At 66.1% G+C, this 19,316-nt stretch carries 21 protein-coding genes; 9 read left to right on the top strand and 12 right to left on the bottom strand.

The window, feature by feature from the left end:
• Window positions 1-112: 112 nt before the first annotated feature.
• From ACFFJ6_RS23130 to ACFFJ6_RS23155, 6 genes are all read right to left on the bottom strand, one after another.
• Complete coding sequence (locus ACFFJ6_RS23130) at window positions 113-2,413, bottom strand: xanthine dehydrogenase family protein molybdopterin-binding subunit (RefSeq protein ID WP_378392364.1); 2,301 nt, start codon at window positions 2,411-2,413, stop codon at window positions 113-115.
• Window positions 2,410-2,898 (bottom strand): (2Fe-2S)-binding protein, encoded by a 489-nt coding sequence (locus tag ACFFJ6_RS23135; RefSeq protein WP_378392366.1) that lies wholly within the window; start codon window positions 2,896-2,898, stop codon window positions 2,410-2,412. The genes ACFFJ6_RS23130 and ACFFJ6_RS23135 overlap by 4 nt, the downstream gene beginning before the upstream one ends.
• A gap of 434 nt (window positions 2,899-3,332) precedes the next feature.
• Window positions 3,333-3,716, bottom strand: a complete 384-nt coding sequence (locus ACFFJ6_RS23140) for a helix-turn-helix domain-containing protein (protein ID WP_378392368.1) — start codon at window positions 3,714-3,716, stop codon at window positions 3,333-3,335.
• A gap of 46 nt (window positions 3,717-3,762) precedes the next feature.
• Window positions 3,763-4,029, bottom strand: coding sequence for a type II toxin-antitoxin system HigB family toxin (locus tag ACFFJ6_RS23145; RefSeq protein ID WP_378392370.1), 267 nt, complete (start codon window positions 4,027-4,029; stop codon window positions 3,763-3,765).
• Between the two features lie 38 nt (window positions 4,030-4,067).
• Window positions 4,068-5,441: a PleD family two-component system response regulator gene (locus ACFFJ6_RS23150; protein WP_378392372.1), complete on the bottom strand. Its 1,374-nt coding sequence runs from the start codon at window positions 5,439-5,441 to the stop codon at window positions 4,068-4,070.
• An 8-nt stretch (window positions 5,442-5,449) separates the two neighbouring features.
• The gene (locus ACFFJ6_RS23155) at window positions 5,450-5,815 is read right to left on the bottom strand and encodes a response regulator (RefSeq protein WP_378392374.1); all 366 of its coding nucleotides are present in this window, start codon (window positions 5,813-5,815) and stop codon (window positions 5,450-5,452) included.
• A gap of 142 nt (window positions 5,816-5,957) precedes the next feature.
• Between ACFFJ6_RS23155 and ACFFJ6_RS23160 the strand changes: the two genes are divergently transcribed.
• Complete coding sequence (locus ACFFJ6_RS23160) at window positions 5,958-6,257, top strand: DUF3572 domain-containing protein (protein WP_378392376.1); 300 nt, start codon at window positions 5,958-5,960, stop codon at window positions 6,255-6,257.
• A 24-nt stretch (window positions 6,258-6,281) separates the two neighbouring features.
• Window positions 6,282-7,568: a DNA polymerase IV gene (locus tag ACFFJ6_RS23165; protein WP_378392378.1), complete on the top strand. Its 1,287-nt coding sequence runs from the start codon at window positions 6,282-6,284 to the stop codon at window positions 7,566-7,568.
• 315 nt (window positions 7,569-7,883) lie between these two features.
• Here ACFFJ6_RS23165 and ACFFJ6_RS23170 read toward each other — a convergent pair whose 3' ends face one another.
• A complete protein-coding gene (locus ACFFJ6_RS23170; protein WP_378392622.1) occupies window positions 7,884-8,699 on the bottom strand; it encodes a cell envelope integrity EipB family protein in 816 nt (271 codons plus the stop codon).
• A gap of 295 nt (window positions 8,700-8,994) precedes the next feature.
• Between ACFFJ6_RS23170 and ACFFJ6_RS23175 the strand changes: the two genes are divergently transcribed.
• From ACFFJ6_RS23175 to ACFFJ6_RS23190, 4 genes are all read left to right on the top strand, one after another.
• Window positions 8,995-9,462 (top strand): RidA family protein, encoded by a 468-nt coding sequence (locus tag ACFFJ6_RS23175; RefSeq protein WP_378392380.1) that lies wholly within the window; start codon window positions 8,995-8,997, stop codon window positions 9,460-9,462.
• Between the two features lie 16 nt (window positions 9,463-9,478).
• Window positions 9,479-10,231 (top strand): glycerophosphodiester phosphodiesterase, encoded by a 753-nt coding sequence (locus tag ACFFJ6_RS23180; protein ID WP_378392382.1) that lies wholly within the window; start codon window positions 9,479-9,481, stop codon window positions 10,229-10,231.
• Window positions 10,232-10,326: 95 nt separating this feature from the next.
• A complete protein-coding gene (locus tag ACFFJ6_RS23185; protein ID WP_378392384.1) occupies window positions 10,327-11,559 on the top strand; it encodes a GNAT family N-acetyltransferase in 1,233 nt (410 codons plus the stop codon).
• Window positions 11,560-11,609: 50 nt separating this feature from the next.
• A complete protein-coding gene (locus tag ACFFJ6_RS23190) occupies window positions 11,610-12,035 on the top strand; it encodes an HIT family protein (RefSeq protein WP_378392386.1) in 426 nt (141 codons plus the stop codon).
• 107 nt (window positions 12,036-12,142) lie between these two features.
• Here ACFFJ6_RS23190 and tsaA read toward each other — a convergent pair whose 3' ends face one another.
• The 4 genes from tsaA to ACFFJ6_RS23210 all read right to left on the bottom strand — a co-directional run bounded on the left by tsaA (window position 12,143) and on the right by ACFFJ6_RS23210 (window position 14,953).
• On the bottom strand, window positions 12,143-12,601 hold the full coding sequence (gene tsaA, locus ACFFJ6_RS23195; protein WP_378392388.1) for a tRNA (N6-threonylcarbamoyladenosine(37)-N6)-methyltransferase TrmO: 459 nt from the start codon (window positions 12,599-12,601) through the stop codon (window positions 12,143-12,145).
• Window positions 12,602-12,677: 76 nt separating this feature from the next.
• Window positions 12,678-13,022, bottom strand: coding sequence for a branched-chain amino acid transport AzlD family protein (locus tag ACFFJ6_RS23200; protein WP_378392390.1), 345 nt, complete (start codon window positions 13,020-13,022; stop codon window positions 12,678-12,680).
• Window positions 13,019-13,759 (bottom strand): AzlC family ABC transporter permease, encoded by a 741-nt coding sequence (locus ACFFJ6_RS23205; RefSeq protein WP_378392392.1) that lies wholly within the window; start codon window positions 13,757-13,759, stop codon window positions 13,019-13,021. The genes ACFFJ6_RS23200 and ACFFJ6_RS23205 overlap by 4 nt, the downstream gene beginning before the upstream one ends.
• Window positions 13,760-13,885: 126 nt before the next feature.
• The gene (locus ACFFJ6_RS23210; RefSeq protein WP_378392394.1) at window positions 13,886-14,953 is read right to left on the bottom strand and encodes a transglycosylase SLT domain-containing protein; all 1,068 of its coding nucleotides are present in this window, start codon (window positions 14,951-14,953) and stop codon (window positions 13,886-13,888) included.
• Between the two features lie 86 nt (window positions 14,954-15,039).
• Between ACFFJ6_RS23210 and ACFFJ6_RS23215 the strand changes: the two genes are divergently transcribed.
• A complete protein-coding gene (locus ACFFJ6_RS23215) occupies window positions 15,040-15,966 on the top strand; it encodes a glycine reductase (RefSeq protein WP_378392396.1) in 927 nt (308 codons plus the stop codon).
• Between the two features lie 381 nt (window positions 15,967-16,347).
• Here the strand turns inward: ACFFJ6_RS23215 and ACFFJ6_RS23220 are convergent, their stop codons facing one another.
• Complete coding sequence (locus ACFFJ6_RS23220) at window positions 16,348-17,364, bottom strand: carbon-nitrogen hydrolase family protein (RefSeq protein WP_378392398.1); 1,017 nt, start codon at window positions 17,362-17,364, stop codon at window positions 16,348-16,350.
• 148 nt (window positions 17,365-17,512) lie between these two features.
• Here ACFFJ6_RS23220 and ACFFJ6_RS23225 point away from each other — a divergent pair, with 148 nt between their 5' ends.
• Both ACFFJ6_RS23225 and ACFFJ6_RS23230 read left to right on the top strand, forming a co-directional pair.
• A complete protein-coding gene (locus ACFFJ6_RS23225; RefSeq protein ID WP_378392400.1) occupies window positions 17,513-18,463 on the top strand; it encodes an AraC-like ligand-binding domain-containing protein in 951 nt (316 codons plus the stop codon).
• A 112-nt stretch (window positions 18,464-18,575) separates the two neighbouring features.
• On the top strand, window positions 18,576-18,917 hold the full coding sequence (locus ACFFJ6_RS23230) for a PilZ domain-containing protein (protein ID WP_378392402.1): 342 nt from the start codon (window positions 18,576-18,578) through the stop codon (window positions 18,915-18,917).
• Window positions 18,918-19,316: the final 399 nt, after the last annotated feature.

A 19,316-nucleotide genomic window follows, 5' to 3' on the forward strand; every position in this document is an offset into this window, starting at 1 on the left:
CGGGCGGGAAAAGTGTCGGTGATGTCTCCGAACAGGCGTCGACTATGTCTCCGGGCTGAACAACGAGCCCGGCCATGACGTGGTGAGGGACTGCGGCTCGACCAAGCGAGCCCTACGCCTTCATGTTCGCCTTCACCGCTTCGGCGGTGATCGGCAGTGAGCGCAGGCGGGCGCCGCAGGCGTTGAAGATGGCGTTGCCGAGCGCGGGCGCGACCACCGTCACCGCAGGCTCGCCAACGCCGGTGGCCTTCTCGCCATTGGCGATGACGCTGACCGCGACCTCGGGCACCTGACTCATTCGCAGCACGTGGTAACTGTCGAAGTTGGTCTGCTCGATCGCGCCGTGCTTCAGCGTGGCCTTCTCGACCATCGCCAGCGACAGCCCCCACAGCGCCGCGCCCTCGACCTGGGCACGGATATTGTCGGGATGCACCTGCGTGCCGACATCGGTGGCGACGGTGAGTTTCTTCACCTTGACCTCGCCGCTCGGCGCCACCGCCACATGCGCGACGCAGGCCGTCCAGCTCGCCGAGGCTCTTTCCTGCGACGACACGCAGGCGACGCCCATGCCCTCGCCTTTCGGCAGTTGCTTGGCGCCGTAGCCGGCCATGCCCATCGCGGCGAGCAGCGTGTTGCGCAGCCGCTGCGCGCCGCCGTCGTTCTTGCCCTTGCCGTCGAGCAGGCCGATGCGGAACTGCGCCGGGTCCTGCCCCGCCGCGTGGGCGAGTTCATCGATCATGCTTTCGACCGCCCAGAACGTCCAACCCGGCGCGACCGAACGAAGCTGGCCCGATGGCGTCGCGTTCTGCGCCATCTCGTTGAGAATGGCGCGGACGTTGTGGTTGGGCACCGAGTAGAAGAAGTCGGCGCCGTTGACGGTGAAGGCATCGAGCGCACCCTTCTTGTCGACCGAGGGCGACAGGAAGTCCGGAATACCCCAGCGCTTTGTCGGCCACGCGCTGACGACATCGTGCTCCATCGCGATCAGCTTGCCGTCACCGTCGAGCCCGGCCTTGACCTTCTGGAAAGTAAGCGGACGCGAGAAGTCCATCGTCATGTCGTCTTCGCGCGAGTAGATCACTTTCACCGGCTTGCCGACCGCCTTGGCGGCCAGCACCGCCGGCACCATCATGTCGGCGTCGAGCCGGCGGCCGAAGCCGCCGCCGAGCCAGGCCTGATGCATCACCACGTATTTCGGATCGACCCCGGCGGCGCCGGCCGCGATTGCGCCGGACCGCGTCGCGAACTGATTGCCGGAGTAGATGTGCCAGATGTCGCCCTGAAGCTGCGCGGTGGCATTCATCGGCTCCAGCGGCGCGTGGATGTTGATGCTGGTGGTGTACTCGGCCTCCAGCACCTTGGCCGCGCCGTCCAGCGCAGCGGACGTATCGCCGTCCTTGACGAAGAACAGCCCGGAGTCGCCCTGCGCCTGCAGCCGCTTCGCCTCGGCGAGCAGTGACTCGCTGGAGACGTCGGCATTCGGGCCGGGATTGTAGCTGATCTTCAGCGCCGCCGCCGCCTTGCGGGCGTTCGCATAGGTGCTGGCGACCGCCACCACCCAGCCCGTCGTCGTCGCGGTCTTGTCGTCGAGCACGACGGCCTTGATGAAGCCCGGCACCTTCTTGGCGTCGGTGTCGTCGATCGATTTCACCGACGCGCCGTAGCGCACCGGCGGCATCACGATCTTGCCGTACACCATGCCGGGCAGCATCGTGTCGATGCCGTATTTGGCGCTGCCGTTGGTCTTCGACGGGATGTCGAGCTGCGGCACCGAGACGCCGATCATGGTGTACTGATCGGGCGTCTTGAGCTTGATCGCCTTGAGCTCGTCAGGCGTGAATGTCTTGGTCAGCTTGCCGCTCTTGACGATCTCCGCGAAGCTCATCGACTTCTTGGTCTTCGGATGCGTGACGCGGGAGTCGCGCACCACCAGCTCGTCCTTGAAATACGGCGGCACGCCCATCGCCGCGACCGCGGCGTCGACCAGCGCGATCCGGCCGGCGGCGCCGGCGCGGCTCATCGCATCGAAGTTCATCATCGTGCTCCAGCTGCCGCCGGTGATCTGCGCGCCGAGCACGGGGTCGTTGAACTTCGGATCGTTGGAGGCGAGTTGGACTCGCATATCCCGCCAGCTCGCGCCGAGTTCTTCGCAGATGATCTGCGCCATCGTCGAGGCGATGTGCTGGCCCATGTCGGCCTTGCCGCAGGTCACGGTGACGAGCCCGTCCGGCCCGATCGCGTACCAGACGCTGGGCTCGAATGCCGACGGTGCGGCGACCGCCTGATCGGCGCCGAGCAAACCGGGCACGCTGCTGTAGCCGAGCACGAGGCCGGCGGCGGCGGTGCCGACCAGGAACGAGCGGCGGCTGAGATCCGCGCCCTGAGGCGGCGTAACTTTCACGTGCTGGTTCATGTCGCGCTCCGCTCGTTGGTGTTGCTGGCAGTCCGCATCTCGGATGCGGCGCGCATGATCGCTTTCTGGATCCGCGAATAGGTCATGCAGCGACACAGATTGCCGTCCATATGTGCCACCACCTCTTCCTTGCTCGGATTCGGATTGGCGGCGAGCAGCGACGCCGCCTGCATGATCTGGCCGGACTGGCAGTAGCCGCATTGCGGCACCTGCTCGGCAATCCACGCCTTCTGCAGCGGATGATCGCCCTTCTGGCTCAGTCCCTCGATCGTGGTGATCTTCTTGTTGACGACGTCGCCCGCCATGGTCTGACAGGACCGCACCGCCTCGCCGTTGACGTGCACCGTGCAGGCGCCGCACAGACCGGCGCCGCAGCCGAACTTGGTGCCGGTCATCTGCAGCTGTTCGCGGATGACCCAGAGCAGCGGCGTATCGTTGTCCGCGTCCACGGACAGACTCCGCCCGTTGATATTGAGCTTGAGCATATCTCTCCCCACTGCCGGTGCATGAAGCCGCTTACGGCGGCCCTCACTTCTGGCTTGCTGGCCTGACACCCACCGGACCGATGCCGACCTTGGCGGTAGGATGATCAGATTGTCGCAGGGAGGCAATTGCGAAGTTGAATTGGACTAATGAAATTGATGAGGACGAAAACGCGAGCAAACACAACGCCGCAATCGTTGTGCGCTGCGATTAGCAGCGAAGTATCTGTTATATCTGCGCGACCGATCCGACGATGTCGCGGCGCAGGAAGCAACCGTAACGATTTGATTCCGCAGCGCCGCAATTTCGTAGGCAAGACAGGCTATCTGTTCAGTCCGCTGATCGCGGCCGGCACAACTCGCAAACAGCGGATCTGCGTCCAGAAGAGACGACGGCCGTTCCAGGGAGCTGCAAAGATCGAAACCGATGGCGTCGCTTACGCCGCCCGCGCGGTCTTGTAGGGGCGAACCAGAAGGTCAGCCGGGATCTTCCAGGCTTCCGTAATCTTGTGGATCATCTCGACGGTCAGCGCACGACGCCGAGCTAGCACTTCAGAGGCGCGCGAGCGTGACCCGAGCAGTTGAGCCAGTTCGGATTGCGTGTGTCCCAGCTCATCGATCGCATAGCGCAACACGTCGACCGGATCGAAGCTATCGTCGATCGCAAGCGGCCAGCGCTTTGCCTCGTACAGATCGACCAGCGCGAGCAGCACATCGAGCCTGTCACCCTGCTCCGAACCTTCGGGTGCGCCCCAGCAAGCTTCGATCGCGGCAAGCGCTGCGCGGTGATCCTCATCGGTTCGGATCGGGCGAATGTTCAAAGCTCTCTCCTCAGAACTGCGACACAGTCAGCGCATCGACGCGATCTTACTCGGCGTGAGTGCCGATGAACTTCACGAACGCCACCTGCCGGCGGAAATCGAACGCCGCGATCAAGCGAAAATTTCCGCCAGCGATCTCAAACCTGACGCGCTCGCGATTGAGTACTTTCGACTTCGGAGCCGCTCGCTGGATATCGTCCGTCGATGTCCATGTCGCGGCCCTGGTCAACGCGTACCAGCGCTCCAACGCGGTCTTGCATTCCGGGTGCCTGCCCCAGAACTCGATCAACACGTTTCGAGCGATCACGCGCATCGCGACTTCTAGCACGCTCCCAATTTGGGAACAAGCGTCTACGCGGCTGCTGCGACCACGCGGTTCCGCCCGTCGTGCTTGGCGCGGTAGAGCGCTGTGTCGGCGCGCTTCAGCAGGTCGCGGATCGGTTCGCCCTTGCGCTCCAGCGTCGACAGGCCGATCGAGATCGTCACCTCGATGCGCTTTGAGCCTTTCTCGATCGCGAACGCATCGCCCGCGATGGCGCGGCGCAGCCGCTCGGCGACCATCTGGGCGACGTGCAGATCCGTCTCCGGCATGACGATCACGAATTCCTCGCCGCCATAGCGGCAGGCGAGATCGATGCCCCGGATCGACTTCTTGATGCGCACCGCGAATTCGCGCAGCACGTCGTCGCCGGCGTCGTGGCCGTAGGAGTCGTTGATCGACTTGAAGAAGTCGATGTCGAGGATCATCAGCGCCAGCGGTTTGCCGCGCGCGCCGGCCTGTTCGGCCAGCGTGGCGAGATGGCTCTCCATGTAGCGGCGATTATGCAGCCCGGTCAGGCCGTCGGTGATCGCCATCTCGATCGAATGCTGCACGTTGTCGCGCAGATGATCGGTGTAGCGGCGGCGGCGGATCTGGGTGCGCGCGCGCGCCAGCAGTTCGTTCTTGTCGACCGGACGCAGCAGATAGTCGTTGACGCCGATCTCCAGGCCGCGAAGCAGCCGCGCATTGCTGTCGGCGTCGGCGATCGCCAGGATCGGCACATGCCGCGTCCGCTCCAGCGAGCGCGCCTGGCTGCACAGCCGCAGGCCGTCGAAGTTCTCCAGCCCCAGCGACACGATCAGCAGGTCGTAGTTGCCCTCGGCGGCGTGGAACAGCGCTTCCGATGGATTCGGTTCGACATCGATGTCGTGCTCGGCGGCGAGCATCGGCGCCAGCCGCTCGTAGGACGACGGCCGGTCATCGACCAGCAGGATGCGCCCGCCACGGCCCTGATCATTGACCGCCTCGCGCTCCGGCGCCTGAACGCCGATCTCGAACGAGGTGATGGCGCGCATCCGCAGCTCGTCGGTCATCATCTTCAGCCGCGTCAGCGAGCGCACCCGGGCGATCAGCACGACGTCGGACACCGGCTTGGTGAGGAAATCGTCGGCGCCGGCTTCAAGTCCGCGGACGCGGTCGGCCGGGCTGTCCAGCGCCGTCACCATCACCACCGGAATGAAATGCGTCTTCGGATTGGCCTTGAGCCGGCGGCAGACCTCAAAGCCGTCCATGTCCGGCATCATCACGTCGAGCAGCACGATATCGCATTCGGCCCGCTCGCAGATCTCCAGCGCCTGCGCGCCGTTCGAGGCAGTGACGACGTCGAAATATTCGGCCGATAGTCGCGCTTCGAGCAGCCTGACGTTGGCTGGAATGTCGTCGACCACCAGGATCCGTGCGGACATGCCTTCTCCTAACCGATGAAGCGGCGCACCGTTTCGATGAACTTGCCCACCGAAATCGGCTTCGACAGATAGGCCTCGCATCCGCCCTCGCGGATGCGTTCTTCGTCACCCTTCATCGCGAACGCCGTCACCGCAACCACGGGAATGTGGCGCAGATCGGGATCGTCCTTGATCCACCGGGTGACATCGAGGCCGGAGACCTGCGGCAGCTGGATGTCCATCAGGATCAGATCGGGACGCAGCTTGCGGACCAGTTCGAGCGCTTCATAACCGTTGCTCGTTCCCGCCGTCTGGTAGCCATGGGCTTCCAGCAGGTCGCGAAAGAGCTTCATGTTGAGCTCGTTGTCCTCCACGATCAGGACGGTTTTGGCCATCCCGCCCTCCTATCCTGATACAAGAATGCCCGGGTCCGGGACATGTGCGATGGTTTGGCCGGCCATCGCACCTACCCATGCAAGACTCGGGCATGATTGAAAAAAATAGAGCCCAGAAGTTACGGAAAGGCAAACATTCCCGATGCCAAAGCGCGTTCACAATCTCCGGCAAGTTTCTGAAATCGTGGCGGTTCAGGCGCTGTCCTTCATCGCCTCGGATCCCGAGCGGCTGGGCCTGTTTCTCGCCGAAACCGGGCTCGGTCCGGAAACCCTGCGGCAGTCGGCGGCCGACCCGCAGTTCCTCGTCAACGTGTTGCAGTTCGTGATGCGCGACGATGCCACCGTGAAGGCGTTCGCCAGCTCGGTCGACCTCGACCCGACCAATGTGGCGGCGGCTCTTCAGGCGCTGGAGGAGAAGCCTTGGGAACGTGACATTCCATGAACGACATGCTGTGAGCGCCGTTCCGTGAGCGACCTGCCGCGCGGCCCTTTGCGATTCTGTCGTGACTGCCTCGCCGATGGCGCGGCGGGAGCGCGGCGTTGCGCCATGTGCGGGTCGCCGCGGCTGATCGGCCATCCCGAGCTGCCGAGCCTGACGCTGGCGCATATCGACTGCGATGCGTTCTACGCCACCGTCGAAAAGCGCGACAATCCCGACCTGGCCGACAAGCCGGTGATCATCGGCGGCGGCAAGCGCGGCGTGGTATCGGCCGCCTGCTATATCGCCCGCACCTATGGGGTGCGATCGGCGATGCCGATGTTCAAAGCTCTGGCGCTGTGCCCCTCCGCTGCCGTGGTGCGGCCCGACATGGCCAAATATGTCCGCGTCGGCCGCGAGGTGCGGCAGGCGATGCTGCAACTCACCCCGCTGGTCGAGCCGCTGTCGATCGACGAGGCATTCCTCGACCTGTCCGGCACGGAGCGGCTGCACGGCACCATCGCCGCCAAGGTGCTGGCGCGGTTCGCCCGCGAGGTGGAGCGCGACATCGGCATCACCGTGTCGGTCGGACTGTCCTGCAACAAGTTCCTCGCCAAGATCGCTTCCGATCTCGACAAGCCGCGCGGCTTCGCGGCGCTCGGTCAGGAGGATGCGCGCGCGATGCTGGCACCGCGGCCGGTCGGCTTCATTTTCGGCGTCGGCCCGGCCACCGAGGCCCGCCTCGGCCAGCGCGGCTTCCGCACCATCGCCGATCTGCAGAAGGCCGACGAGATCGAACTGATGCGGCAGTTCGGCGATGAAGGCCGCCGGCTGTGGCGGCTGGCGCGTGGCATCGACGACCGTAAGGTCGTTCCGGACCGCGGCGCCAAGTCGATCTCCAACGAGACGACGTTCGACACCGACATTCGCGACCTCGAGACGCTCGAGCGCATCCTGTGGCGGCTGTCCGAGAAAGTATCGTCGCGGCTGAAAGGCGCGTCGCTGGCGGGCTCGACCGTGACGCTGAAGCTCAAGACCGCCGACTTCCGCCAACGCACCCGCTCCCAGACCATCCACGCGCCGACCCAGATGGCAGGCCGCATCTTCGCGATTTCGCGCGAAATGCTGGCCAAGGAAATCGACGGCACCGCCTTCCGCCTGATCGGCACCGGCGTCAGCGCGCTGACCGAACAGACCCAGGCCGACGAGTCCGACCTCCTCGACCGCCGCGCCGCCACCGCCGAACGCGCGATGGACGACCTCCGCAAGAAATTCGGCAATGCCGCGGTGATCAGGGGATTGAGCTACACCGGCCCGGAGAAGCCGCGGAGCTGAGATCGCGGCGTCAGATCAGTCAGCACGAACGCTCGCCGTCATTGCGAGGAGCGCAGCGACGAAGCAATCCAGCTCCGCGCACTGCGCTCTGGATTGCTTCGCTGCGCTCGCAATGACGCTGGGGATCGCGTGCGATTTAACGACCGAACCAAAGTGCGGATAGGCTTACGGCAACTCCATCCGTCATGGCCGGGCTCGTCCCGGGCATCGTTGTCTTGCCGCGCGGATGGGCTTAAAACGTCGATGGCCGGGACGAGCCCGGCCATGACGAACTAACTAAAGTTCCGTTGTGACCAAGCAGCGGCCGCGACTTGGCTACTTACACGGCTTCGCTGCCTTGACGTCGAACTTGCCCATCGCGCCGGCGAGGACGAAGTCGTTGTAGTCGAGCACGAGCGAGCGCGAGACGCCGTTTTCGTAGAGCTCGAAGCTCATCGCGTAAACCGGGGTCTGCTCGCCGGTGTCCGACTTGGCGCTGCGGTCGTAGTAGCTCACCGTCACCGGCCACCGCGTCAGCGACTTCATCGACTCGTCCGACGTCGCCGGATCGGGCGTCGCGCCCGCGCGATCGCCGGGGATCGGCTGGCCGATCACGGTCAGCGTGTTGTAGACCTTCTCGCCGCCGTCCGAGCCGTCATAGACCTGCAGTTCGAGCAGCGACTTGCCTTCGCGCGCCGCGGCGATGATGCGTTCGATCTGTTCGGTCGGGAAGACGGTCTTGCCGTCGAGCGTGAAGGTCTTCTGCACCGGCTGCTTCAGCTTCACCGTGATGCTGTCGCCGGTGCGCTCCGCGACGCCATCGACGTCGCTGGAGTCGCTGTCGTTCATCTTGGTGTCGATCTTGAAGCGATAGGTTTTGCCGGCAGCGTCTTCCCAGCTCGACGAGCGCAGATCGCTCAGCGTGTTCTTGCCCTCGCCGCTCTCGATCTCCGAGACCTGCCGAAAATCCGAGGTGTAGCCTTCGCAGGCGCTGCCGGAGAAATTGTACAGGATGCGGCCGCGCACCGTGTTCACCGAGGCGTTGTTGCGGGTCTTCATCAGGCTGAGATCGTACAGCGCCTGATGCGGCAGGAAGGCCACGCCGGGGCCGGCGACGGCCGGCGTCATGCCCAACCCGGCGGCGCCGATCATCGTCAGCGCCAACGTGGAAAGGCGGAGGCTCGTCTGGGATAGCTTGCGCATGTCGTCTCCGTGGGAACCTCGATTGAGGATAGGCAGCGGCCGATCGCGCCGCAACGGCTACTCCCGATGGAACACCCGATTACGGTGAAATCGCGGACGAATTCGCATCAAACCTCGCTGATTGTGACGCCCGCGCTTGCTTGCCAGAGCTGCCGCAATCGGCCAAACAAGTGCGCCCGGTCGCGCCGCCGGCCGGGACGTTTGTGACGAACAGACCTCCAACGAACAGATCATGGGGACCAAAATGGCCGGAGCCATCGAGCAGAAACTCACCGCGCAGGGAATTGTCCTGCCCGAACCCACCAGCCCGGTCGCCAATTACGTCGGCTTCGTTCGCACCGGCAATCTCCTGGTGGTGTCCGGCCAGATCTGCTTCGACGCCGAGGGTAAGTTGATCGCCAAGGGCAAGCTCGGCGCCAATGTCAGCATCGAGGACGGCAACGCCGCGGCGCGCGGCTGCGCGATCAACCTGCTGGCACAGCTCAAGGCCGCGCTCGGCGATCTCGACAAGGTGGTGCGCGTGGTTCGCCTCGGCGGCTTCATCAACTCGACGCCCGATTTCACCGACGGACCGAAGGTGATGAACGGCGCCTCCGACCTGATGGTCGCCGTGTTCGGCGACAAGGGCCGCCACGCCCGCACCACGATCGGCGTCGCCTCGCTGCCGGCGGATGCCGCCGTCGAGGTCGAAGGCCTGTTCGAAGTCGCGTGATTGCGGACCTGATGCGATGCGCGCTCCCGACTGGCTGACCGCACGTCCGGTCGCGCATCGCGGACTGCACGACCGCGCCCGCGGCGTGCTCGAAAATATGCCGGCGGCGATCAACGCCGCCATCGCCGGCAACTTCGCCATCGAGGTCGACATCCAGCTCACCGCCGATGGCGAGGCGATGGTGCATCACGACGACGACCTCGGCCGGCTGACCGAGGGCACCGGGTCGCTGCTGTCGCTGACCGCTGCCGAGCTGCGCCGGGTCGCCTTCAAGGACACGCCCGAGCGGATGATGTCGGTCGGCGAGCTGTGCGATCTGGTCAGCGGGCGGGTGCCGCTGGTGATCGAGCTCAAGAGTCATTTCGACGGCGACCGCAAGCTGGCATCGCGGCTGATCGACGTGCTCGCCGCCTATCGCGGCCCGGTCGCGGCAATGTCGTTCGATCCCGACCAGGTGCTGGCGCTGCGCCAGCTCGCCCCCGAGCTGCCGCGCGGCATCACGGCCGAACGACGCTACGACGATTCCTATTGGGCGAAGCTTAACGAGGCCCAGCGCAGACCGATGGAGGCGCTGCGCCATGGCCTGCGCACGCAGCCACATTTCGTCGCCTATCGGGTCGACGACCTCCCCGCGCCGGCGCCCTGGATCGCCCGAAACCTGTTCGGCTGCGCGCTATTAGCCTGGACCGTTCGTACATCGGAGCAACGCGTTCGCGCCAGGCAGCACGCCGACCAGATGATCTTCGAGGGCTTCGTTCCGGAACCGTGATCGCCGCACCCTTGCCGCGCTCTTGCGAAGTCGGCGATCAGGCCCCAATCTCTGGCCTATGATACAGACGCGCCATCATCGCCTGTGATCGATCCTTGAGTCGTTCGCCCGACATCACGCTCGAAGCCGTTCCCTCGGTCGACGCCATCGCGGCGGCCGATTGGGACGCATGCGCGCGCGGCGCGCTCGCGCCGCCTGTCGCGCCTTCATCCGACCTGTCAGCGGCCTCCTGCTCGACTTCGGCTGCGCAGTACAATCCCTTCACCTCGCACGCGTTTTTCGCGGCGCTCGAAACCTCGAAGTCGGCCAGCGCACGGACCGGCTGGGGCCCGCGCCATCTCGTGGCCCGGCGCGGCGAACAGATCCTTGGCATCGTGCCGTGCTATCTCAAATCGCACTCGCAGGGTGAATACGTGTTCGACCGCGGCTGGGCCGATGCCTATGAGCGGGCCGGCGGCAGCTACTATCCGAAGCTGCAGGTCTCGGTTCCGTTCACGCCGGCGACCGGCCCGCGCCTGCTGATCCGGCCCGGTCAGGACGCGGGCGAAGTCGCCGCGGCGCTGTCGAACGGCCTGATCGCGCTGTGCAAGCTGAGCGAAGCCTCCTCCGCGCATGTCACCTTCGCACGCGAGTCGGAATGGCGATTCCTCGCCGAGCAGGGATTCCTGCAGCGCACCGACCAGCAGTTTCACTGGCACAATGCCGGTTATGGCAGCTTCGACGATTTCCTTGCCACGCTGAACTCGCGCCACCGCAAGGCGATCAAGCGCGAGCGCCGCGACGCAGTGGCCAATGGCATCACCATCCATCACCTCACCGGCGCCGACATTACCGAGGATGCCTGGGACGCGTTCTTCGAATTCTACATGGAGACCGGCTCGCGCAAATGGGGCCGGCCGTATCTCAACCGCGCGTTCTATTCGCTGATCGGCGAGACGATGCCGAACGACGTGCTACTGGTGATGGCCAAGCGCGAGGGCCGCTGGATCGCCGGCGCGATCAACTTCATCGGCGGCGACACGCTGTTCGGCCGGCACTGGGGCGCGGTCGAGCATCACCCTTTCCTGCATTTCGAGGTCTGCTACTATCAGGCGATCGACTTCGCGATCGCGCGCGGCCTCAAGGTGGTTGAGGCCGGCGCCCAGGGCGAGCACAAGGTTGCGCGCGGCTACCTGCCGCAGACCACCTACTCGGCGCATTACATCGCCGACCCGGCGCTGCGCCGGGCGATCGCCGATTATTTGAAGCGCGAGCGGATGTATGTCGACGAGATGGGCCGCGAACTGACCGAGGCCGGCCCGTTCCGCAAGGACGCCGATCCGGCTTGACCGCTCCGCGCGGCGCGGCGAAAGTCCGGCCGAAAATCGCCGGAGTCGCCATGACCGCCTATGATCCCCAGAACCCGTTCGCCAAGATCCTGCGCGGCGAGTTCCCCTGCCACAAGGTCTATGAGGACGAGCACGTGCTCGCGTTCCTCGACATCATGCCGCGGGTGCCCGGCCATACGCTGGTGATCCCCAAGGCGCCGGCGCGCAACATTCTCGACATCACGCCCGAGGATTTCGCCCACGTCGCCCGCGCAGCGCACAAGATCGCCGGCGCCGCCAAGCAGGCGTTCAATGCCGACGGCATCACCGTGCAGCAATTCTCCGAAGCCGCTGGCGGCCAGGTGGTGTTTCACCTGCACATGCACGTGATGCCCCGCCACGACGGCGTCGCCTTACTGCCGCCGGCGAGCAAAAAGGAAGAAACCGCAGTGCTGGAAGAGAACGCCGCCAAGCTGAAGGCGGCACTGCAGGGCTGAACAAACGGCACAGCCTCTCCGTCATTGCGAGGAGCGAAGCGACGAAGCAATCCAGCTTAGTGCACCGGTCTGGATTGCTTCGCTTCGCTCGCAATGACGGGTGTTAGCTACTTCACCACCGAATGCACACACCTGTCCGGCTTGAGGTCGATCAGCGGGGTGCCGTCGAGGCAGTCGAGGCCGCGGACCAGGACGGTCGATCCCTCGATACCAACCAGCGCGGCGGCCGAGATGCCGATCGGGTTTGGCCGCACCGGCGAGCGCAACGCAAAGGTGCCGCGCGGACCGTCATGACCGTGGCCGCGCTGCAGCACCAGATCGCGCCGCGCCTGATGCAGCCAGTACACCACCTGCACCTGCTCGAACTTGTCGAGGCCGGCGAGCGCCTGCGTCCACGGCTCGAAGATTTCGAGCCTGCAGATCGGGCCATCGAAGCTGCCCTGCCTTGGCGTTTCGCTGCGCGCGGTCCATGGCGTGCGGATGCGGCCGATGAAAACGAGACCAGCGTCGGTGGGCGGCGGCGGCGTGACGGCGATCTCGCCTTCACGGATATCGTCGGAGGCCATTGTCGGCATTCCCATGCGAAGAGTAGGTGCCCAACCTAATCGCCTGACGCGCGCAAGCAACCGCGCCGAAAGACGATCAGCCGAGCAGCCACTGCCCGGCGAGCAGTACCGCCTCGCCGGCAACGACGCCGATCAGGATCGAGCGTTTGGTCGCGATGAACGCGATCAAGCCGATCGCGACGGAGCCGTAGCGCAGCCCCCATGGCACGCTCGCCAGCGCGCCAGGCGGAAACACCAGAATCTGCGCGATCACGCCGGCGAGGATCGCGGTCGCGACCGCGCGCACCCAGATCAGCAGTTCCGAGCCTTCGTCGATGCCGCCGCCAAGCCACAGCCCGATCATCCGCCAGATCTCGTTAGGCAGAAAGCCCGCGAGCACGAGCACCAGCAGGGCGTGCCAATCACCGATGAAGCCGCTCATGCCCGCCTCGCCTTCCAGCGATGCACGCCATAGGCGATGGTGCCGGCGGCGACGCCGCTAATCAGCACATCGACGCCGGTGTGAAAATACGCGACGATCGGAAACAGCAGCAGCCCCAGTCCCAGCGCGACGACGTCGGCGATCTCGCGGCAGTTGCGCGCGGTCGACAACAGGAACGCCAGCGGCGTCAGCAGCAGTATCGCGGCGCCGAACAGTTGCGGCAGGTTGGCGGCGAGCAGATAGCCGATCAGGTTGGCCGTGAGGCACACCGAGACCAGCCCGGTGCCGAGCCCGATAGTGAACGGAATGCGCCGCTCGCGCGGCACCTGCGGCAACAGCCGAAAGCACTCGACCCACAGCGTCACCGCGATGAAATGCGCCGGCAGGATGAGCTGTCGCAGCTTGGTGGTCGGCGTGCGCATCAGCGGCAGCACCGATACCACCATCGGAAACAACCGGATCGCGCTCACCGTCACGGCGATCGCGGCCTGAATAGCCGTCGCGCCCGAGCCCAGCGACGAAATCAGGATGATCTGCGCCGGCCCGGCCCATACCAGCAGCGTGCTCAGCAGCACCCAGCCGAGGCTGAACCGGCTGTCATGCGCCAGCGCGCCGATGCCGATATAGGTCGCGAACAGCACCAGCGTCAGCACGGTGGAGCCGACGGCGCGCACGCCCTGCAGATAAGCGCGCCCCGGACTCATCCATTGCGGGGACTCGAGCGACGCAAGCGCCATCGGCAGGCTGCACCTTTTCGGCCATGGGGCGAATCCGGCACCGGGCGGCACCGGCCGCACCTTAGCGGCCGCCCGCCGCCCCGTCGAACGACGAGGCGCATGAGCGGATCGCATGTCTCGCAGCGATCAGCCGCGATTGCGCAGCACCAAACAGGCGCTGCCGGCCTTGCGGATGCGGGCGCAGAGTTCGTTGGCCTCCGGGCGCGTCTCGGCGCCGATCCGCACCTGATAGAACGGCCGCGTGCCGCGGCTGCGGAACACCGAGCTCGACAGGCTCGGATCGTGGTCGCCGATCACCGCGCTCAATCGCGACATCGCGCGGGAATATTGCGCGAGCGCCCGGTCGCGATTGAAGCCGGCGGCGAGTTGCACACCCCACGGCTTGTCGGCGCCGAGCTTCACCCGCTGCTCGAGCTGGGTGACGAACGGATTCGGCGCGCGGCGCAGCAGCGCCATCAGCGTCCGGCAATCGGTGGCCTGCTTGGCGTCCGGCGGCTTCGCATTACGACCTGCCGCCGCCCAATCATCCACCGTGGTGCCGGTGATCGCGTAGACGTAGGCGCGCGTCTGCTGCGGCATCGGCCCGGCGCCGGCGAGCCATTCCTGCACGCGGCGCGGCCCGGCATTGTAGGCGGCGGCCGCAAGGCCGAGATTGCCGAACTGCCCGCGCAGCTCGTTGAGAAACTCCGCCGATTTCGGCAGCGCCTGCACCGGATCGAACGGATCGAGCAGGCTGCGCTCGCTCGCGGTGCCGGGCATGAACTGCGCGATGCCCTGCGCCCGCTTGCCGCTGCGCGTCACCGGCCCGACGGCGTCCGGTTGAAAACGGCTCTCCTGCCAGATCACCCGCGCGAAGAACTCCAGCGGCAGCTCGTGCGCCTTCGCGGCGGACTCGATCATCAGACAGATCGACTCGCGCGTGTCGCGATCCCCCGGCTTCTCCGGTTCCTGCTTCGCGGCGTCGGCGGGCTTGTCGGCGGGCTGATCACCTGCCGCAGGCCTGGCCGCTTCGGGAGCCGGCGGAGTCGCAGCGGGCGGATCCGGCTGCTTGGCCGGCGCGCTCTCAGCGGCGGGGGACTCGGCCGGCTTCGTGGGCGCCGCATCTTCGGCGTGCACCAGCAACAGCGAGGCTGCTGCGATCAGAACAGCCAGCCCTGCCCGTCCACACAGCGATCTCAGTCCGCGCCGGCTCATGCAGCGTCCCGCATCGCCGCGCGCATTCTTGACAAGGCTGGTCGCCAGAGGTGCAATCGCTCATCCCCTTTGGTGCAGATCCTATCATGGCCGAGCAGCCCGACACGACCTTTGCCGCCGACGACGATGTGCCGATCGCCTATATGGCGCGGACGCGCGCGTATTATCAGGCGATCGGCTACGACGCCCCGTATCGCTGGGCGCATCATGTCGGCGCGCCGTTCCAGCCGCTGACCAAACCGCTGGCGCAGTCGCGCGTCGCGCTGATCACCACCGCCGCGCCGTACGATCCGGCCAAGGGCGATCAGGGTCCGGGTGCGCCGTATAATGGCGGCGCCAAGTTCTATCAGGTCTATGCCGGCGACACCGCGTCCGATCACGATCTGCGCATCTCCCATATCGCCTACGACCGGGTTCACACCACCGCCACCGACAGCGGCACGTGGTTCCCGCTGCCGCGGCTGCGGCGACTGGCGAACGAAGGCCGCTTTCAGCTTGCACCGAATTTCTTCGGCGCGCCCACCAATCGCAGTCATCGCGTCACGATCGACACCGACGCGCCCGAGATCCTCGCGCGCTGCCAAGCAGACAACGTCGATGCCGCGGTGTTGGTGCCGAATTGCCCGGTCTGCCATCAGACCGTCTCGCTGGTGGCGCGGCATCTCGAGGCGAACGGGATCGCGACCGTGGTGATGGGCTGCGCCAAGGATATCGTCGAACACGCCGCGGTGCCGCGGTTCCTGTTCAGCGACTTCCCACTCGGCAACTCCGCCGGCAAGCCGCACGACGATGCCTCGCAGGCGTTCACGCTGGAGTTGGCGCTGCGCGTACTGGAGAACACGCCCGCCGCGCAGACCACGGTGCAATCACCACTGCGCTGGCGCGACGATCCGTCGTGGAAGCGCGACTACAACAACGTCGCCAATCTCAGCCCCGAAGACCTCGCCCGCCGCCGCGCCGATTTCGACGCACAAAAGCAACGCGCCCGCGAAGTCCGCGACACCGTCAATTAGCGTCCCCTGCGTCATTGCGAGGAGGCGCAGCCGACGAAACAATCCAGCGCCACACGGGGAGCATGGATTCCTTCGCCTTCGGCTCGCAATGACTCGAGCAATCATCGATTGATCGAAGCGCGATCGCCCTGTCCACAGGTACCAAGTCTTCATCCTGACGAGCCCGGTGAAGCTGGGCGTCTCGAGGGATGGGACCACTCAGCACCAGTAGCCCATGGTTCGAGACGGCGCTTCACGCCTCCTCCCCATCAGGTTTTGCATGGGGCGATGCCGCCTTTGCCGGCTCTGATTCCATTAGAACCAGAACCGCTCCAGACGAACGAACGCTGACTTTGAGCAGCTCGGCTGTCAGCGACGCGGCCGAGCGCGTGCTTGCGACGATCACGACGCTGGCGCTTGCTCGCTCTCCACTGGCTCGCTGTCCACCGGCAGCGCGAAGTGCTCGACACGGCGGGCGGGTTTGCGATTGAGCAACAGGCGCGTCACGTCCGGGCGTGAGTAGTGACCGGCGGGATCGGCGGCGTTCTTGGCGATGCCGATCATGCCGAGATCGATCTCGGCGTAGAGCAGCCCTTCCTGATCCGGCGGCAGCTTCTCCGCCAGCATGCTGCCATCCGGCCCGAAGATCGTGGCGTGACCGCCGCCGGCGTGCAGCAGCGCGTGCTTGTCGTCACGGTCGCACATGTCCTCGATCATCGCCGGCGACACCGTGGCGCACGGCCCCAGCACGAAGCACGAGCCCTCCACCGCATAGACCCGCGACGCGGCGTTATTCACTTCCCAGCCGAGCGCCGGCGCGAACGGATCGTACAGTGAGAAGCTCGGCCACGCCGCGACATGCACCTGCTCGTGCTGGGAATACATCGCGTATTTCGACAGCGGCTGCAGGTGCTCCCAGCAGCACAACGCGCCGAGGCGGCCGATGTCCGGGCGATCGAACACCGCGAGATCGCTGCCGTCGCCCTCGCCGTACACCGTGCGCTCCGCATGGGTCGGACGCAGCTTGCGGCGTTTCGCGACGGTCTCGCCATCCGGCCCGAGGATCCATTGCGCGATGTAGAGGCTGCCGCCGTCGCGCTCCGACAGGCCGAGCACCGCCGTCAGTCCGGCGCGCTTCACCGCGGCCAGCAGCTTGTCCGCCTGCGGCGAGTCGTAGCTCAGCGAATTGTCGAAGTAGCGCTGCACGAAGCCGCGACCGATCGCCCAGGCCGGCGAGTCCAGCCAGATGTACCAGGGATAGCCGGGGATGAAGACTTCCGGGAATGCGATCAGTTTCGCGCCATTGGCTGCCGCTTCCTCGATCAGCGCGATCGTCTTGTCGACCGTCGCATCGAGGTCGAGCCACACCGGCGCAGCCTGGACCACTGCTACTTTGTATTTCGGGTGCTGAAGTCCCATTACAACCTCCTGATCGTGCACTGCACAGTTGATCATCGAATTCGATGCGTGCATCTTATTGAGGCTCAGGCGGCGATACTCGTTCGGGACGGAAGGAAAACTCGACTCCGTTTGCGCAGCGGGCGATGCAGCTCAGGGAGAGACGACGATGCCGACCCGGTTCTCCGCCGACGATGCGCCGCCTCACAAGCGGCTGGCGCTGTGGCAGGACATCATCTGCGACGTCTATGTGCAGCTCGACTGCAGCTCGGATCGCGGCAGTTCGTTTCACGGCTCGGTGTCGAGCGGCGCGCTCGGCCACGCGCTGTGCTCGACCGTGTCGTCCTGCGCTCAGCGTGTCGCCCGCACGCCGGCGCGGATCGCCCGCGCGCAGGAAGCCTCGGTGCTGTTCGCGCTCGGCACCACCGGACATGGCGGCGTGACGCAGGACGGCCGCGAGGCGGTGATCCGCCCGGGCGAGTTCGCGTTCTACGATACGACCCGCCCCTATGAGCTGCAGTTCGACGGCGACTTCTCGCAGCGCATCCTGCAGGTGCCGCGCGAGATGATCGCGCGCCGGATCCGCACCGAGGAGTTGACCGCGACGACCTTCAGCTCGGAGCGCCCGCTCGACAAACTCGCTTACGATTTCATCGCGTCGATCTGCGCGCTCGCCGACCGTGTCGATGGTGATACTGCGAACCGGCTCACCGAGCAGGCGGTCGATCTGGTGGCGATGGCGATCGCCGATCGTCTCGACGGGGCGCGGCCGGCGACGTCGCACCGCGCCGCGATGCTGTATCGCCTCAAGGCGCACATCCAGAGCCGGCTGCACGATCCGGAGCTGTCGGCGGCGGGGGTGGCGGCGGGGCTCGGGATTTCGCCGCGCTACGTCAGCGATCTGTTCGCGGGCGACGCCACCTCGTTCCAGCGCTACGTGCTGGCACAGCGGCTGGAGCGCTGCGCGCGCGACCTCGCCGCCCCGCGCCAGGCTGGCCGCCGGATCGGCGAGATCGCATTCGCCTGGGGCTTCAATGATCTGTCGCATTTCGGCCGGGTATTCCGCGAGCGCTTCGGCGTTTCGCCGCGCGACTACCGGCACGGCCGGCCGACGCATTAGTCCGCTGTGCTTTCGGCTGCGACGTTGCGGCCGGATTCAGGTTAATGCGGGGAAAGACTTTCGCCCCACTGTTGTCCGCTTACACTCCGCGCGCGAGGCACGGAGAGGCACCATGGACGATCGGCGGAAGACGCGGCGGGACAAGGTGGTGTATGGCGGCATCGCCACCGTCAGCGACCGCGGCGCGACGCGGGACTGCGTCGTCCGCAACATCTCCGAGACCGGCGCGACGATCGAGTTCGGCAGCGCAGCCGGCCTGCCGGAGCAGATCGCGCTGACGGTCCCGCGCAAGGCCCGCACCTACCCGTCGACCGTGGTGTGGCGACGCGGCAATGTCGCCGGCCTGGCGTTCAGCTCAGGCGACAACTCCGAACTCGCCGAGCGGCTGCGTCAGAGCGAGAAGAAGAAGCGAGAGCTGCAGCGCAAGATCAAGATCCTGCTTGGCGAGGGCTGACGGCGACACGTCGCCACGCTCCTTCTCTGTCCCCGGCAAGTCGCCTTTCCGGCAATTGCCTCGCCGTCCGGATGCACTACAACGTCGGTCCTGATCCACGATCCGGCCCGCGGCTGCGTCGCCGGTCTGCAAAGGACGACGGCCATCAAGCGCAAGCAGCCCAAGACCCGGCGGCCGAAGAAGAAGCATCACGGCGGCAAACCGCAACCGGCGGCCAAGGCTGCCGCGGCGGATCCGGCTGCGGAGGCTGAGCCCGACGCCGCGCCCTCGCCTTTACCGGCACAGACCACCGCAACGCAGCCGAGTCGCGAGCCCAGCGCGGCGCCTCCTCCGAAACGTCCGGCCGCGGCGCGACCTCGCCCCGCGCCACCGCCCAAACCGGCGCAACGCCAGGCATCT

This window comes from Rhodopseudomonas telluris (assembly GCF_042432815.1).
Lineage (GTDB): Bacteria > Pseudomonadota > Alphaproteobacteria > Rhizobiales > Xanthobacteraceae > Rhodopseudomonas > Rhodopseudomonas telluris.

Excerpts from the sequence above, each read along its gene's own strand:
- ACFFJ6_RS23190 (WP_378392386.1), top strand. The coding sequence starts at position 11,610 with ATGACCGCCTATGATCCCCAGAACCCGTTCGCCAAGATCCTGCGCGGC.
- ACFFJ6_RS23215 (WP_378392396.1), top strand. The coding sequence starts at position 15,040 with ATGGCCGAGCAGCCCGACACGACCTTTGCCGCCGACGACGATGTGCCG.
- ACFFJ6_RS23145 (WP_378392370.1), bottom strand. The coding sequence starts at position 4,029 with ATGCGCGTGATCGCTCGAAACGTGTTGATCGAGTTCTGGGGCAGGCAC.
- ACFFJ6_RS23210 (WP_378392394.1), bottom strand. The coding sequence starts at position 14,953 with ATGAGCCGGCGCGGACTGAGATCGCTGTGTGGACGGGCAGGGCTGGCT.
- ACFFJ6_RS23155 (WP_378392374.1), bottom strand. The coding sequence starts at position 5,815 with ATGGCCAAAACCGTCCTGATCGTGGAGGACAACGAGCTCAACATGAAG.
- ACFFJ6_RS23160 (WP_378392376.1), top strand. The coding sequence starts at position 5,958 with ATGCCAAAGCGCGTTCACAATCTCCGGCAAGTTTCTGAAATCGTGGCG.
- ACFFJ6_RS23170 (WP_378392622.1), bottom strand. The coding sequence starts at position 8,699 with ATGATCGGCGCCGCCGGGTTGGGCATGACGCCGGCCGTCGCCGGCCCC.
- ACFFJ6_RS23225 (WP_378392400.1), top strand. The coding sequence starts at position 17,513 with ATGCCGACCCGGTTCTCCGCCGACGATGCGCCGCCTCACAAGCGGCTG.
- ACFFJ6_RS23135 (WP_378392366.1), bottom strand. The coding sequence starts at position 2,898 with ATGCTCAAGCTCAATATCAACGGGCGGAGTCTGTCCGTGGACGCGGAC.
- ACFFJ6_RS23180 (WP_378392382.1), top strand. The coding sequence starts at position 9,479 with ATGCGCGCTCCCGACTGGCTGACCGCACGTCCGGTCGCGCATCGCGGA.
- ACFFJ6_RS23175 (WP_378392380.1), top strand. The coding sequence starts at position 8,995 with ATGGCCGGAGCCATCGAGCAGAAACTCACCGCGCAGGGAATTGTCCTG.
- tsaA (WP_378392388.1), bottom strand. The coding sequence starts at position 12,601 with ATGGCCTCCGACGATATCCGTGAAGGCGAGATCGCCGTCACGCCGCCG.
- ACFFJ6_RS23200 (WP_378392390.1), bottom strand. The coding sequence starts at position 13,022 with ATGAGCGGCTTCATCGGTGATTGGCACGCCCTGCTGGTGCTCGTGCTC.
- ACFFJ6_RS23130 (WP_378392364.1), bottom strand. The coding sequence starts at position 2,413 with ATGAACCAGCACGTGAAAGTTACGCCGCCTCAGGGCGCGGATCTCAGC.
- ACFFJ6_RS23150 (WP_378392372.1), bottom strand. The coding sequence starts at position 5,441 with ATGTCCGCACGGATCCTGGTGGTCGACGACATTCCAGCCAACGTCAGG.
- ACFFJ6_RS23205 (WP_378392392.1), bottom strand. The coding sequence starts at position 13,759 with ATGGCGCTTGCGTCGCTCGAGTCCCCGCAATGGATGAGTCCGGGGCGC.
- ACFFJ6_RS23230 (WP_378392402.1), top strand. The coding sequence starts at position 18,576 with ATGGACGATCGGCGGAAGACGCGGCGGGACAAGGTGGTGTATGGCGGC.
- ACFFJ6_RS23220 (WP_378392398.1), bottom strand. The coding sequence starts at position 17,364 with ATGGGACTTCAGCACCCGAAATACAAAGTAGCAGTGGTCCAGGCTGCG.